At 47.6% G+C, this 16,337-nt stretch carries 12 protein-coding genes and 1 riboswitch; of the genes, 5 read left to right on the top strand and 7 right to left on the bottom strand.

Annotated elements, in window-relative coordinates; all coding sequences use genetic code 11:
• Nucleotides 1-684 precede the first annotated feature (684 nt).
• The 7 genes from QVE09_RS28930 to QVE09_RS28900 form a co-directional block, all read right to left on the bottom strand.
• Nucleotides 685-2,061, bottom strand: a complete 1,377-nt coding sequence (locus QVE09_RS28930) for an NCS2 family permease (RefSeq protein ID WP_315939617.1) — start codon at nt 2,059-2,061, stop codon at nt 685-687.
• Between the two features lie 170 nt (nt 2,062-2,231).
• Nucleotides 2,232-2,331: riboswitch (purine riboswitch) on the bottom strand.
• Between the two features lie 403 nt (nt 2,332-2,734).
• Nucleotides 2,735-2,986, bottom strand: coding sequence for a hypothetical protein (locus QVE09_RS28925; RefSeq protein ID WP_315939616.1), 252 nt, complete (start codon nt 2,984-2,986; stop codon nt 2,735-2,737).
• A gap of 247 nt (nt 2,987-3,233) precedes the next feature.
• Nucleotides 3,234-4,772 (bottom strand): glutamine-hydrolyzing GMP synthase, encoded by a 1,539-nt coding sequence (gene guaA, locus QVE09_RS28920; protein WP_315939615.1) that lies wholly within the window; start codon nt 4,770-4,772, stop codon nt 3,234-3,236.
• A gap of 380 nt (nt 4,773-5,152) precedes the next feature.
• The gene (locus QVE09_RS28915; protein WP_315939614.1) at nt 5,153-7,516 is read right to left on the bottom strand and encodes a transglutaminase-like domain-containing protein; all 2,364 of its coding nucleotides are present in this window, start codon (nt 7,514-7,516) and stop codon (nt 5,153-5,155) included.
• On the bottom strand, nt 7,503-8,768 hold the full coding sequence (locus tag QVE09_RS28910) for a DUF58 domain-containing protein (RefSeq protein WP_315939613.1): 1,266 nt from the start codon (nt 8,766-8,768) through the stop codon (nt 7,503-7,505). Before QVE09_RS28910 ends, QVE09_RS28915 begins: the two co-directional genes overlap by 14 nt.
• A complete protein-coding gene (locus QVE09_RS28905) occupies nt 8,765-9,754 on the bottom strand; it encodes an AAA family ATPase (RefSeq protein WP_315939612.1) in 990 nt (329 codons plus the stop codon). Before QVE09_RS28905 ends, QVE09_RS28910 begins: the two co-directional genes overlap by 4 nt.
• A 103-nt stretch (nt 9,755-9,857) precedes the next feature.
• The gene (locus QVE09_RS28900; RefSeq protein WP_315939611.1) at nt 9,858-11,159 is read right to left on the bottom strand and encodes a polysaccharide deacetylase family protein; all 1,302 of its coding nucleotides are present in this window, start codon (nt 11,157-11,159) and stop codon (nt 9,858-9,860) included.
• Nucleotides 11,160-11,399: 240 nt separating this feature from the next.
• Between QVE09_RS28900 and QVE09_RS28895 the strand changes: the two genes are divergently transcribed.
• From QVE09_RS28895 to QVE09_RS28875, 5 genes are all read left to right on the top strand, one after another.
• Nucleotides 11,400-12,047, top strand: a complete 648-nt coding sequence (locus QVE09_RS28895; RefSeq protein WP_315939610.1) for a DedA family protein — start codon at nt 11,400-11,402, stop codon at nt 12,045-12,047.
• A gap of 133 nt (nt 12,048-12,180) precedes the next feature.
• Nucleotides 12,181-13,695 (top strand): spore germination protein, encoded by a 1,515-nt coding sequence (locus QVE09_RS28890; protein WP_315939609.1) that lies wholly within the window; start codon nt 12,181-12,183, stop codon nt 13,693-13,695.
• Between the two features lie 20 nt (nt 13,696-13,715).
• Complete coding sequence (locus QVE09_RS28885) at nt 13,716-14,918, top strand: Ger(x)C family spore germination protein (protein ID WP_315939608.1); 1,203 nt, start codon at nt 13,716-13,718, stop codon at nt 14,916-14,918.
• 6 nt (nt 14,919-14,924) lie between these two features.
• Nucleotides 14,925-15,161, top strand: a complete 237-nt coding sequence (locus QVE09_RS28880) for a hypothetical protein (RefSeq protein ID WP_315939607.1) — start codon at nt 14,925-14,927, stop codon at nt 15,159-15,161.
• 18 nt (nt 15,162-15,179) lie between these two features.
• A complete protein-coding gene (locus tag QVE09_RS28875) occupies nt 15,180-16,304 on the top strand; it encodes a GerAB/ArcD/ProY family transporter (RefSeq protein WP_315939606.1) in 1,125 nt (374 codons plus the stop codon).
• The last annotated feature ends 33 nt before the right edge of the window (nt 16,305-16,337 follow it).

The following is a 16,337-nucleotide window of genomic DNA, read 5'->3' as shown; positions in this document are numbered from 1 at the left end:
TCACTCGTTGTTCAGTTTTCAAAGATCAAACTTGTTTTGTTACCGAATGTTGTTCTCTTCAGCAACTCTTATATAATATCATGTCCGAACCAACTTTGCAAGCTCTTTTTTTAAGTTTCTTTCGAAGCTTATTTCATTTGCTTGCCGCACCGTGTAAACCGTGTTTTCTTGGCCGGAATTAGAATATACCATGTACAGTTATGGAACGCAAGTCTTTTTTTGAAAAACATTAACTCTTACAAAAGAAGTATCCTATAATCCTTTTATCAAGCAATTCCTTATAGCGGCCAAAGATACATATGCAAAAGACTCCCCGTATGATCCCTTATGACATTATAGAGAAACTCATAGTGCATACATGCCCTAATAACTATGCTAATTACATTTATATCTCGAAAAGCTCACTTCATTATCTTCCGCATTTGTTGAAAGAAAGAACAGTATAGATACTTCATACTATAGAAACTTTATAACCGATGATTTCAATGGGTAAACAACCAACAGGTCATAGAACATTATGTTCATTCCTTCTATATAGAAGGAAAACATTTTGGAGATTCATTTTACTTAAGAAAGGAAAACAAAAAAAGCGAAAGCTCCGGGTTTAGATCCCGTGGCTTCCGCTTCTTTCATATATAAGGCTAAATACTTAATACAGTATTCTTCATCGTAACGATTGTACGCTTACTCTCCGCCAATAAATACGTATCGGCAGACTACAATGATCGCCAGGATCCACATGAGCCAGTGAATTTTCACTTTACGCTCTGTAACCAAGTTACTGAACACCGCCAGAATCACATAAGATACGATACCTGCGGAGATCCCGTTTGCGATTCCGCCTGTGAAAGGCATCAATACAATCGTAAGGAACGCGGGGAAAGCTTGCAGGAAATCATCCCACTCGATGCTGCGTACTTGACTCATCATAAGCACACCCACAATGATCAATGCTGGAGCCGTCGCAGCGGATGGAACAACCAGCGCAAGCGGTGCGATAAACAGGGCCAAAATGAACAGCAAACCTGTCGTTACCGAAGTCAGTCCTGTACGTCCACCCGCCTCAACGCCTGAAGCACTTTCAACGTATGCCGTAATGGTACTTGTACCCAGTGCAGCACCTGCGCTGACACCAACTGCATCGACGAGCATTGCTTTACCGATCGTTTTCTCGCCTTTTTTCTTATCCTTCATAATCCCCATACGTGTTGCAGTACCTACCATCGTACCAAACGTGTCGAACAATTCAACGAAGGTAAAGATGAAGATAATCTCGAACAATCCAAGACTGATGGCACCTTTCAAATCCAGCTGTCCAACCGCCAGATCACTGAAATTAGGCAACCAGCTTGCGCCTGAAAGACCGCTCAGATTCGTAACTCCCATCGGGATACCAATCAGCGTTGTTGCTACGATCCCGATCAGCAGAGCGCCTTTGACGCGCATAACCATCAGAATAGCAATAAGGAGCAAACCAATCAGGGCCAGCAACGCATCGTGATGTGTTACAAAGTTGCCCAATGACAGGTTAAAACTGCTACCTGGAATCGGCTGACTCAGATCTGCGTCTGGTGCAACATTAACTGTTACAGCAACGAGATTAGCAAGTTTGAAACCGATAATGGTAATAAAGAGACCGATACCCACCGTAATGGCCATTTTGATCGACTGCGGAACTGCAACAAGCAGCATTTGCCGAATCTTTGTCACGGTCAAAATAATGAACACGATACCGGAAAGGAATACCGCTCCTAGAGCTGCTTGCCAAGTAATCGCTCCATTCGAACTTAGAACGACAGTCATGAAGTACGCATTCAGCCCCATACCTGGTGCAAGTGCGATCGGAATATTCACGAACAATCCCATAATAATAGTCATTAATCCGGCGCCGACGGCTGTTGCGAAAAATACTGCATTATCCGACATCCCCGCACCGGCTTGTCCCAAGAACAACGTATTTACAAAAAGAATGTAAGCCATTGTCATAAACGTAGTGAGACCCGCAACAATCTCCGTTCTAACGTTTGTTCCGTTTTCTTTTAATTTAAAGAAACGATCCATAATTACTAACTCCCCCTTAGAGATGTTGAAGCCATATTGAAAAACGACAAATGACCCTGATGAAGATTCTTCACCCAGGGTTCAGCTGACAAGGAGTGGCACGATGCCTTTACTAAGAACAAAAAAAATTCTAATGTGCGTGATGTCCCGCAATCATGTAGAATTCATGTGCTTAGCCTTCTCCTCTTCGTAGCCAGATCATTAGGGTGATCTCGTAGAGACTCCCGGGCCAATCCCCAGGATTATACGAATAAGTATGCGCTATTTGTTTGTTTCCCATCACTATTTTAGGAGGGCAGTATGTTTTTGTCAATGAGAAAAACGAATATTAATCTCGCCCTTGTATAATATCGTTCGTATTATTTAACAGATTGAACCAGTTCAGCGGTTTACAACCCAATTGAATGCGCTTTTTTCGGTGAAATCGCAATGGAATATGTCCATTCTGCCAGACTGAAAGTTCCGCAGGATAACATAAAAAAGCTAGCCTGATCAAAGGGCGAGAAGCGCTCTAATCAGGTTAGCTTATGTTTCTGTTGCGTTTTAGCAATCAGGTGAATGATGAGCTAGGAATAACGATGTCTCTTATTGCGAAGGCGTATACTCATTAGGTATATGGAGCAATTTGCGACATGTTCCGGGGCTATTTTTTATCGGATCAGTCCTATGTTAATTATATCTCTGTCTGCGGAGCATCTTGTACCTCTTGTTGTTCCTGATTTGCGTTCGTTGTTGAGTCAGAGGATAACTCCTGGTTTCTGGTCTGATCGGAAGAAGCATCCGTTGCCTCTAAGTTCACAAACGGAAAGTCCCCCGAACCGGAAGCCAGGTCTTGCATACCTGAGCCGCATCCTGCCAGCATCACCATCAGAAACGCACTTCCAATGCCCATCTTCCATTTGCTCATATAGTCGGTTTTACGCATACATTCAATTCTCCCTTCAGTAGACATATTGCCTTTAGTATGTACTTATTGTACAGGCTAGACCTGAAAGAATCATGAATTGAACTTTAAAATGGGATGAAATTCTAGTCATTATTAATAAGGGAACAACGCCTGGATTAATGTTTACTCATATACTGTACGCAATAAAAAAAAGACTCCCTTCCATTTGCTAAACACCGCAGATAAAAGAGAGTCATTTTTCAATCTATTGTTAAGAGCTTATACCCTATTCCCACTCAATCGTTGCAGGTGGTTTGGATGTAACATCATACACGATACGGTTTACGTTATCTACTTCGTTAACGATCCGTACGGAGATTTTCTCCAGCACATCCCAAGGGATACGTGCCCAGTCTGCAGTCATACCGTCGATGGATGTTACAGCACGGATACCTACTGTGTAGGAATACGTACGCGCATCACCCATAACGCCAACACTCTTCATGTTAGGTAGGGCTGTGAAGTACTGCCAGATTTCGCGGTCGAGACCGGCTTTGGCAATCTCTTCACGCAGGATGTAGTCGGAATCACGAACGATGGTAAGTTTCTCTTCGGTAACCTCACCAAGAACACGGATCGCAAGACCCGGACCAGGGAACGGCTGACGGTGAACAATTTCGTCCGGCAGGCCACACTCGGTACCAACTTTACGTACTTCATCCTTGAACAACGTGCTCAGTGGCTCGATCAGTTTGAAGTTCATGTCCTCAGGCAGACCGCCCACGTTGTGGTGGGATTTGATGGTCTGTGCAGTCGCTGTACCACTTTCCACGATGTCCGTGTACAGTGTACCTTGCGCCAAGAATGCAAAGTCATCGAACTGCTTGGACTCTTCATCAAATACGTAAATAAACTCGTTACCGATGATTTTACGTTTTTGTTCTGGATCATCCACGCCAGCCAGCTTGGACATAAAGCGCTCTTGTGCATCAATTTTGACCACTTTCATGTCGAATTTGCCGACAAACGTCTCCATTACACTTTCTGCTTCGCCTTTGCGCAGCAGACCGTGGTCGATAAACATACATGTCAGTTGATCACCAATGGCTTTGTGAAGTAATGCAGCTACAACGGAAGAATCTACACCGCCGCTAAGCGCACACAGTACTTTACTGTCGCCCACTTTTTCACGAATGTCCTTGATGGTGTCATCGATGAATGTCTCCATCGTCCAGTTGCCTTCGCAACCACAGACTTCGAACAGGAAGTTACGAATCATGTCGTTACCGCGAACTGAGTGACGCACCTCCGGATGGAACTGAACAGCATACAATTTACGCTCATCGTCGCTCATGGCAGCGATTGGCGCACTTTCCGTACCTGCATCCAGTTTGAAACCTGGAGGAAGTGTAACCACGTGGTCACCGTGACTCATCCATACCGTATGTTCGCCTTCAATACCTTTTGCCAGTGTAGATCCAGCAGCAAACTCAAGATCTGCTTTACCGTACTCTCGCTTCTCGGAACGTTCTACTTTACCTTCGAGCTGTTGCGCCATAAGCTGCATTCCGTAGCAGATACCGAAGATTGGCAAGCCCAGGTCATAAACACCTGGGTCCACGTGTGGAGCATTCTCAGCGTATACGCTGGACGGCCCACCTGAAAATACGATTCCTTTTGGTGCCATTTCTGCGATCTTTTCCGCCGGTGTGTTATACGGCAAAAGCTCGCTGTATACGCCAAGATCCCGGATTCTTCTGGCGATTAACTGGTTGTATTGGCCCCCAAAGTCAAGGACAACCACAATCTCATTCTGTTTATTCATAACCGTGCCTCCCTCAATTCAATGAAACTAATTATACGCAACGACAAAACATACCGTCAAGGAAAGGCGAAACTCCTTTTTTCGACATATCAAAACAGGATTACCAAATGCCTCTAAATATGAAATTTCGAATAGAAAAGCTTGGCAGCAAGATGCTGGTTCAAGTGTATGATCGTGGAAAGACGCCTCGTTCGCACCGTAGTGCGAAAGGCGTCTTATGTATGGCATGCAGTGATAAACCAAACGCTGCATTTAAAGAACAATGCGCCAGCCAATGGTGATCTTCATCTGCGCACAAGTGGCCAAGCTCTATTGGAAAGCGATAGCGATTGTATGGCAGCTGCTTCGCATCTTTGGTGTAACGTTGTAACATCCTTGCGTTACAACGCCTGCAACCGCCGGGCCAGACGAAGTGCCCGGCGCAGGAAGTCCAGACTGTCCGCGCGCAGCGGACGGTCTGGCCCATACAGCAGCCGTTCCCAGTCGGCTGCAAACCGCGCGATGTCCGCGCCGGCCGCGCCTGCGGCCAAAGCCGGTGACGCTGCATATTCACGCAGCGTCATCCCCGGCGGCCGCGGGCCGTACCGGCGCGCGAGCGCGGCCCAGACCGGAGCGGCGGCACCCAGCAGCCGCTCGCGGTCTGGAAAGCTGCTGCGCGGCCACGCCAGCAGCAGCCTTATCCGCAGCGCGGGGCGTAGCCGCCGCATGCGGACCAGAGCAGCGGCGCCCAGCAGGGCCGCTGCCACAAGGGCTGCCGCGAGCCATGGCTTCGCGGCAAGGACCCGTGCGCGGGCGAGCAGCCATGCGCCCGCGTTAGCCAATCCGCCGCTCATATACGGCGGATTCAACTCACCTGCCTGCGCCCCGGCGAGTGCTGCCACATCTTTGCCCACGCCTTGCGCCATGGTGAAGCCCGGCGTGGCCTCAAACGGCATCCAGCCTGCACCTGGGAAATACACCTCTACCCAGGAATGTGCATCTCCTTGGGAAATGATGTACTGACCGGGTGCATCCGGGTCAGCTACCCCAGGCCCAAAGCCTTTAACCCACCGTGTAGGGATACCTTCCGAACGAAGTAACACAACCATGGCTGTAGAGAAATGATTGCAATACCCCTGCCGTGTGACGAATAGAAAATCGTCCACAAAATCTGTTCCTCGCGGTGGCATACGGGTATCCAGCGTATACTCGGCATGAGCAGCCAGATAAGTCTTTACAGCTTGCACAGCATCATACCGGGTCTCACTGCCTTGAATGATTTCCTTGGCGAGCGTCTGCACTCGACCAGGGAGTGATGAAGGCAATTGCAGATAGGTCCTCCGAATGGCTGCCGGATCTTTCCCTTTATTCGTTTCCTCAAGCAGACGTAACTGTTCAGGTGTTGCGACAGGAACCATGACGTCTGCCGAATAATTTTTAACCATCTTATCGTCCCCTGAGCTCGAGAGCCACAGTGTTGCCGAATCGCGATTAGACAGCAAAGAAAGCATGTTTTCCTGATTATCCTTATTCTTATCCTGGAACGATACGTTGACCGGTATGCCCCCGGTAAAGAGCGGATTTGGCCCTTTCCACTCTCGCTGCATCGTAACAGTTTGGCGAATGCGACTCCAATAGGTTGGATTCTCCCATCCATCTGTGCGTAGCATTCCGGACGGACTGTTCGTTTCGAAGCTTTGACCCGGATCACTCCAAGTACTACCGTTATAATATGAACGGGTCTCCCCTCGCCAATACGTCACTTTCGGACTCTTCGCTACAAAAAAGATGGAGTTCCCCTGCACCAACGGTGCTCCCATAGGCGCGTCTGCTGTGCTATATCCCGTGACTGCCGTTGCAGCGGGGATACTACTGTGCTCAGTATAACCTGCCCAGCGAGCTAGGCGTTCACCCATCTGCTCCAAAGATATGCGTTCCGGTTGAGGAATGGAAGCAAACTGGCCAGGTAACGCGGAGAGAAGCACCATACCTGCAGAAGCAACGATAGTTACTGCACTCCAACGGCCATAAGGGCTGCCGCGATAACTCGGAGTAGTGACTCCTCCATTGAGACGTAGTAGCTGAAGCAGAGCCTGAATAAGAAAAGTCCATAAGACAGACCGTATTACGGAAGCATACACATCCAGCCCCGCAAAGGATTCAAGCAAAAGCAAATAGAGCAACGTTGCACTGCCAAACAGCATAACGCTTCGACGTAACAATACGAGGGATTGCACAGAAGCCATGAGCATGCTCCAGCCGCACATCATGAACAAACCTCTCGTTTCTGTACTAATCGAGTGGAATCGCCAGTTATTTATAAACGTGTCCATATCCGCTGAAAGTATCCCTGGGTATGCAACCGCCCAACTGACAGGATCACTTCCTCCGTACATCAGACATAAAGCAGCGAGTGCAATGAATAATCGGATCAGTACTCCGGTGATCCATCCTGTACGAATCAATCCCACGAGCAGCAATGCTCCCGTTAATCCTGCCATTACGGACAAGAACCGTTCACTGCCCTGCTGATCTGATGATGTAACAGGATATATCCACTCCAGAGACAGTATAAGTAAAATGGCCGAAATAAAAATTTTGTACAGGACCGGTACGCTCACATATCCCTCATCCTTTATGTCCGTCACAGAATTCTGATTCACAGCTTTATATACAGAATAGGCCGATTCTATTCTCGTACGGGCCGTTGACTCTAAGTTGGCCACATTGGAATTTGGTTGCTGGTTACCATTACGCTCCCACATCCGTTACCTCCACCTTTCCCAATGAAGATAACGCAACGTCTGTAACCGCGTGAATCGGCACCCCGCTGTGACGAAGCCGCTCCAAACTTAAGCTGTCATATCCCAATCCATTCATTAATCTATCCGTTGACCCTAATTCGTCCTGGTTCGCTTCAGTCAATTGCACCTCTACACGATAACCCGACCCGATTGCAGTTATGATCCATTCGGCCAGAACCTGATCCATCTGACCTGTGAGAACCACAATTCGCGAACCACTCGTCAGTCCATCCAGCATATCCGTTCGAAGCGAAACAGAGGTTGATTGTGCTTTGGATATTTGTGCCCCCGCTAACTTGTCCAGTCCATGATTCTCATCATCTGCATGGAACGGCCCATGTTGCCATTGATCTTGTGCATCATAGCTCTTATCGCCGCCTTCCATCCACAGATGATAAGGAATTTCATCCCGCTCAGCAGTATGAATCCAGCGGGCAGCTGCACGAACCACTCGTTCAAAAGCAGGTGCATCCATGTTCTCCCGTTGTTTTACGTCATAACCCGACGCGCCTTCATACACAAGAATGCCAAGTGAAGCCAGATCCGTGGTATCAGGCAGAAAGGTCTGAAGTTTCCCCGTTTTGGCTGTACTTTTCCAATGAACTCGTCCCAGTGGGTCACCCTGCTGATATTCACGAAACTCAGGGCTACGGTTTCCCTGGCTATTTCTTCGCTCCGACAGAGTCCCTTCGATCATCGCTGCGAATTCTACCGAATCACCCTTCCCCCAAGCCGTTGCTTGAGGAACAACAATCAAAGGGGTACCTCCCGCGGTCTCTGCGGAGAGGGTATTCCAGCCAAACATATCACCCCAGTACAATCTGCCCGTATACCATCTGTAGACTCCTCTGCGTAACCCGGAACATTCATATTGATAGGAAAATTGTCGCCGTGTTCCCGGGAAAATCAATTTGCGATGAACACCTGCAGGTGTGTTCTCACACAGAACGATCCATAACAATGGAATACGGCAATTGAATTCCAGTTCGACCAGAACCCGTACCTGCTCGCCTGCCTCAATCCGGTTCGTGTGTATTTTCCGACGGATGTGAATACGCCGTGGTCCGAACCAATGGAGAAGCAGACCTCCTGTGAACATCAAGAAAGCTATAACGGATAGAAACAACGCCGCTTTGCCCCCATGCCACTGATACAAGGAAGCAAAAACCACCACCAAGACAGCACTCACAATCCGTTGTCCCAGCGCAGTCATTGCCTCCGTCCCCTTCCCTGTGATGCCATCTGTACAGGTACCGGGACCGATAACAATGCTTCTTCAATGACCTGTACTTGCCCCCAAACCTCCGCTCTGTTCTGGGCCTTCAATTGAATACGGTGGGAAAGGACAGGCACAGCTACCTCTTTCACATCATCCGGAATGACATAACTGCGCCCTTGAAGATAGGCAAATGACTGCGCCGCAGCCATCCAGGCCAGTGTTCCACGCGGACTGATGCCCAGTCTGACCGCCGGAAGGCTGCGAGAGGCTACAGCAACAGCCACCAGATACTGTTTGACGACCGGATCAACATGTACCTGTTTGACTTCACGCTGCATGGCTACGACCTCTTCAGCAAGCAGGACAGGGCGAAGTTCATCAAGCGCTTCTCTACCTTGCATGCGGCTTAACAATTCCAATTCCTGTTCAGGATCAGGATATCCCAGTCCAATTCTCATGATAAATCGATCCAGTTGCGCTTCTGGCAGACGGTACGTACCCTCAAACTGTAACGGATTCTGTGTTGCCAGCAGAAAGAACGGGCGTGGCAAAGCATAGGTTGTGCCATCAACCGTAATACGTCGTTCCTCCATTGCCTCCAGCAGGGCAGACTGAGTGCGGGGTGAAGCGCGATTTATTTCATCAGCCAGGACAACGTTGGACATGATGGGTCCGGGCCGAAACTTGAATTCAGCTGTATGTGGATGATAGATTGAAGTCCCCGTAACATCTGCCGGCATGACATCGGACGTGAATTGAATCCGGCCCATGGAGCAGTCCAGTGCAGAAGCAACGGCACGAACCAGCATCGTTTTCCCGGTACCCGGCACATCTTCCAGAAGTACATGACCTCCACTGAGCATTGCAGTAAGGACATAACGAATCTCTGTTTTTTTGCCAATAATCACACTCTCAACACGCTTCATGACCCTGTTTAACAATTCAACAGCATGTTCATGTTCCATTCGGATATAAGACATTTCTCCTGATCTCCTTCCGTTCATCAGCATTCCTGAACCATAGTAATCTATGATTCAGTGTTGCCCGGAAGTAGAGAGAATAGTCCTGCAAGAATGACTTTCTTCAGATCATTTTATACTTAAATATGCTATTCATTGCCGAAATGGATCTGGAAGTGCCCGCCTTCACCGACCACTCTGCTTCATTACTGGTTAAGGAATTCACCCTCAACCCCATCTGCTCCAGTAACTCACGTAACGGAACCCAGAGGGTTCCCCCCTGACTCTGTACTGCTCCCGTTTCAATTGCCCCTGTTGTGGTCAGTGTTCCGCTCACACTGTCTGCATGAATCGTTCTTTCCTTCCATACTGCTATGGCTGTCCTTGTTTCAGAGTCCCAGCGAGTGCTGCCCCCAAATTTTTTCATGAAAGTACGCAAAGGCACCATGATTCGCTGCCCCTCCATGCGGAACTCACCCGGTTGCAAGGTAGCTGCAGCCAATCCCACCTCTACCTTCAACTTCTTGCTTGCAAGCCATAACGTCGCGTTCGCTTCTACATGCTCTGCGATCCAGGCCTTTCCCGGCGCCTTGCGGGCTTTATACTTACCATCTGGATGTACACGGAATTGAACTGGTTGATCCGTACTCTTTAGAGTGTCAAAACGATATCCATGATCACGATAATATTTGATAATACCCGGAAGTGCTTTTACCGTTTCAGCATGTGCACCACCGTCATGCATCAGGACAATGACCGAACGTGCTCCCGCAGGTACTTTGGTCGAATTGCTGAGGATCTCTTTGGCCGGAACACCTTTACGCTTGGAATCCCCACTGTCGACGTTCCAGTCCATGACGGTGTACCCACCCAATTGCAGCAAATCAAAATAACTCTGGTCAAAATGCCCGTAGGTACCTCCTGGTGCTCGCACCAGATTCGGACGGGAACCGGTTATACGCTCCAGCACTTCCTCTGTCTGCTTGATCTGTTTCCAGAACACTTTAAAATCACTGTACAGCTGTTCGTATTGATGATTGAACGTATGATTGCCCAAAGCATGTCCATCCTCCACAAGCCCCCGGATTAACTCGGGATAACGCTCTGCCTGCTCACCCAGCACAAAAAATGTAGCCAAAACCTTCTCCTTGCGCAAAATATCCAATACTTCACGGGTATGGTTACCCGGCCCGTCGTCAAAACTCAGATAGACTACCTTGTCTTGAGTATTCTTATCTTCCGAGGTCCGATCACCTGAGCCGGAAGCAGCAGATGCATAATCCGTGCCTGCATATACAGCAAATGCACATAACAATATCGCAATTCTCACGAGAATGACAGACCATTGTCCAGATAAAAACATATGTATGATTGTTGCAGAGTTTCCCCCTATTTCCTTGATTCTCAATTCCGGTCTCTGTACCATTTACGAATCGACCTCCACCGTCTCTAGTAATTTGCTGATAGACTTCAGCTGATTTGTTAGAATTATATGGAGGCTTCCTTGAAAAAAGACGCGATTTTGTTTAATATTTTTTCACAATTTGCTATCTAGCCTAATTGATTCTTCGCTTCAGATTAGGTAGCATAATGGACAGGCAGAACGCATTAAAACACCTTGGAGAGTATTCATGCTCCCACCCCGTATTCAGGAGAGTGAAATCTATTGGAATTGCTTGATATCATCCAACATCTGTTTGGGTCCTACGGATACAGCGTATTGTTTTTTGGCTTGTTGCTTGAATTCATCGCACTTCCCTTTCCTGGTGAAACAACGATGGCTTACGCAGGGTTCCTCTCCTACAAGGGGCATCTCGACTTCGGAATCCTCACGATACTGGCTTTTCTGGGAACAACGATTGGCATGACGATCACTTATTTTATTGGAGCCAAAGCAGGACTGCCCTTTATAACACGATACGGAAAATGGTTTCTGCTGAAGCAGGACAAGCTCGATAAAACGCAAAAGTGGTTCGCCAAGTATGGGAATGCCTTAATCTTCATCGGTTATTTCATTCCGGGTGTAAGGCATTTCACCGGATATTTCGCGGGCATAGCCGCTGTTCCCTTTCGCAAATTCGCTCTCTACGCCTATTCAGGCGCACTGTTCTGGGTTGTACTGTTTCTGGGCATTGGCAAAATATTTGGCCCCCAGTGGAACGCCGTATTCCATCTGGCTCATCAATATGCAGCATATATCGTGGGAGGAATCGGCCTATTGCTCATCGTAGCCGTGCTCTATCGTTACCGTAAAGCATGGGCATCAAGATCCACCGTATCCAAGCCAGCCCCTGTTCGACAAAGACAAAAGTAAATTCGGACAAACGTCCATCTATAATAAGTAAGCAAGGAGTTGCGAATAATCGCAGCTCCTTTTTTTTGTGATAATCCGAATTCATCCAGGTCATACTAACTTGAAAATATAGGGTGTATAGGGAGGTGAAGGTATGAGCGAATCAACGAAGGACCGTCAAGATCAGAGACAAATCTCTCCGGATCTGAGCGAAAATACGGATTACTGCAAGCAGGTGATGGGGAACAGCAACGATTTGATGATGCGTCCTCTCCAATGTTTACATAAATGGCCTGCCGTCTTGTTGTACATCGATGGATTGGTGGACGTGCAGATCCTGAATCATTCCATCCTGGAATCCCTTCTACAAACACACGAACTTCCGGAATTCTCGGCAGATGATGAGCACCTAAGCTACCTCCAAAATGACATTCTGGCTGCGAGCAATGTAACATTCGTGGACGACATGGAGGATGTGCTTAATGCTCTCCTGTCCGGTTCGGCCATCCTGCTAATTGAAGGCTCTGTACGAGGATTAAAAATTGCCGCAGCCGGGTGGGAAGACCGTGCTGTTGGTGAACCCATCTCACAGACCGTTGTTCGGGGTCCTATGGAGGGATTTAATGAAAATTTGCGTACGAATACATCCTTGATTCGCAAACGGATTCGTGACCCTCATCTCTGGATTGAAGAAAGAGAGATTGGTCGGGTCACCAAAACAAGGGTTGCCGTCTTATATCTGAAACATACCGTTGATCCGGGTGTGGTGGAGGAACTAAGGCGCAGGCTCGATGAGATCGATATTGACGGGATTCTGGAAAGCGGATATATCGAGGAACTTGTACAGGACGAAACAGGCACGCTATTCCCCACCGTTTACAATAGTGAGCGTCCGGATACGGTTTGTGCCGCCTTGCTTGAGGGCAGAGTAGCTATCGTCGTAGATGGTACACCTTTTGTACTGCTGGTTCCAGCCTTGTTCGTGCATTTCTTCCAATCGCCGGAGGATTACTATCAACGGGCTGATATCAGCACATTGATTCGTTTGATTCGTTATCTGTCCTTTTTTATCGCTTTACTAGCTCCATCCTTCTATATTGCCATTACCACCTTTCACCAGGAGATGTTGCCCACCAATCTGCTCATTAGTCTGGCAGCTCAACGTGAAGGCGTTCCTTTTCCTGCATTCATTGAAGCCATACTGATGGAATTGACCTATGAAATTTTGCGAGAAGCAGGTATACGTATTCCGAAAACGGTCGGTCAGGCCGTTTCCATTGTCGGAACACTGGTCATTGGCCAAGCCGCCGTAGATGCAGGAGTTGTCTCCGCTGCAATGGTTATTATCGTATCCATAACGGCCATATCCAGTTATGTCATTCCAGAGAATGGACTGTCCATCTCTGTCCGAATTCTGCGATTTGTATTGATGATACTCGCGGCAGCCTTTGGTTTCTACGGTATTCTAATTGTTCTGCTCATCACGGTTACACACCTGTGCAGCTTGCGTTCTTTTGGCGTACCGTATATGTCTCCCTTTGCACCTCTAATTCAGAAAGATCTGAAAGATACGCTGTTTCGTGTACCCTGGTCCCGTATGAAAACACGTCCACTCTCTACGGGTACACCGAACAAAACCAGACAAGCCAGCAAAAAAATGAAGCGTTAATTCGGTAAGGAGAACAACGTATGAACAAGAGCTTCCGATTAATTGTATGCATTGCATTCCTGCTCCCTCTCCTTACCGGATGCTGGGATCGCCAGGAACTGAATGAACTTGGCATTATGCTTGGTCTTGGGGTAGACAAGGATGGCGATTTGATTAAAGTGAGTGCTCAGGTCGTTGTGCCGAATGAAGTATCCTCCAAGTCAGGGGGAGGCAATGGCACTCCTGTCACACAGTACGAAGCGTCCGCGCCCACGCTGTTTGAAGCGATTCAGAAGCTGACCGAGACAAGTCCACGCCGCATATTCATGGCGCATATCCGTGTGTTGGTATTCGGAGAAGAATATGCACGCAAAGATGGCATCTACGATGTCATGGAAGCGTTAATGAGGGAACCTACTGCTAGGCCCGATTATTACGTCATGGTTGCGCGAAATACTACAGCTTCCAAAGTACTGGACGTACTTACCCCATTGGAAAACATTCCTGCGGAGAAGTTATTTAATTCTTTGGACGTGTCTGCCAAGACTTGGTCTCCCACAACAACCGTAACCGGAGACCAATTAGTTGAATATATGCTGACACCTGGAATACAGCCTGTAATCACTGGTGTAGAGATTGTTGGCAATTCAAAGAGAAGCGGAAGCAAAGATAATATTGGGACAATCAAGTCTCCTGCTCGACTGAATTCTACGGGATTAAGCATCTTCAAAAAGGACAAACTGATCGGCTGGTTAACGGAAGATGAATCGAAAGGATACAACTATATCCGCGACAATGTGGTGTCTACCGTCAGTCACATGCCTTGCCGAAAGGGAGGAAATGTGACGTTCAAAGCTCTACGCACCAAGACCCAACGAAAAGCAAAGGTCATTAACGACCAGCCTGTGATCCACATCAAACTCAAAAATGTGTCTTCCATTGGTGCAGTAGAGTGCGGAATCAGAATTGGTTCCATGAAAACGCTCAAAGAGTTGGAAAAGGACAGTGAGGAGCGACTGATAGACCTGATGGAAAAATCCGTGAATTCCGTGCGGCGAAAGTTCCATATTGACATTTTTGGATTCGGTCAGGAAGTGTATCATGCCGATCCTAAATTTTTCAAAAAGATTGAGAAGGATTGGGATCAATATTTTGAAAATCTGGATGTTAAATATGAAGCCAATGTACAGATTAAACGTGTAGGTACGCTGGATGATTCATTCAAGGATGATTTGAAGGAGTGAGACCGGATGTTAATTACAATTACTGTCATTGTCATAGGAGGACTTGTAAGCTTGGTTGATCTTCCGGGTCTGATCCGCCGCAAGGAATGGAGGGAAACGGCTGTGTACAGCGGAATGCTCGTCATAGCCACAGGGTTCAGTGTGATTGCAGCAAACCTGTGGGATTTTCCCAGTCCGCTCTATATCATCATGTGGATCTATGAACCTGTTAATCAATTCTTGGCACGTCTGACGGGAACCTAGAAAAAGGAGAGGACCATTATGCTTGAACAGGGGCGCCTTGGAACAAGACAATTGACCACTCTCACTTTTATGATGGTGGTCGGGGATATGATGCTGATCTACCCCTCAGTCATCACGTCCTATGCCAAACAAGACGCCTGGATTTGTGCTTTTATAGGCGTTCCTCTGGGGATGGCACTGATGGCCATGATCCTGAAGTTATGCAGTATGCATCCAGAAAAAAATCTGGTGCAGATGGCACGCAGCATTCTGGGGTTCTGGCCAGGTACTTTCTTTTCCTGCTTCTACCTGTTCTTTTTCATTATCGGTGCCTCCACCCATACGAGAGAAGTCGGAGATTTCATGACCACTCAAATCATTCAATATACTCCGATTCGCATCATCATTCTGATGTTCGTCATCGTGATCGGCTGGGGAGTGTGGCATGGATTGGAGACGATGGGACGAAGTAGTGAACTACTGATGCCTGTCGTTATTGTCTTTATTGTGGTCCTTGCAGTCTGCCTGCTTCCTCAGGTAGATACCAGAAATTTGAAGCCGGTAAGTGATACGGGTGTTGTCTCAATCTCGCAGGGCATTCTGGTAAGCATTATATATCCGATCGGTGAAGTCGTGCCCATCATGATGATACTGCCCTATGTTGCCAAGCAGGCTCACCGAACACGGGATATGCTTATTGCAGCTGGTTTAGGCAGCTTGGTATTGGCAACGCTTGTTACCATATCACTGCTGGTTCTGGGTGCCTTTCTTACGCAGCATAACATATATGCCTCTTTTATTTTGTCCCAGAAAATCAGTATTGGGGGCTTTTTTGAACGTATTGAAGCGATTATGGCTTCTTCCTGGCTGATCTCTACGTACTTCAAAGCGATGATATACTTATACGCCTTTATTGTTGGTTGTGCGGAACTGTTCAAGCTTAAGCAGTATCGAATGCTTGTAATCCCCGCGTCCGTACTCGTGTTCGGATTAGCCAATCTGGTCTCGCCCAGCATTACTTTTATCGTAATCACCGTTGTTCCATACTGGGTAGATTGGGATACCACATTGGGGATCATTCTTCCGGCCAGTCTTCTGTTGATACAATGGCTCAAGTCTTACAGAAAATCATCGGTTACTCCAAACAATTCCTCACAGGAATGAGCACTTTTTTTGGGGGAAGGGGTCTGGTATGAA

Origin of the sequence: Paenibacillus sp. ClWae2A (assembly GCF_032452295.1) — a bacterium.
Lineage (GTDB): Bacteria > Bacillota > Bacilli > Paenibacillales > Paenibacillaceae > Paenibacillus.
Note: the sequence above shows the minus strand (reverse complement) of the source record. Positions and strands in the feature narration are given on the sequence as shown.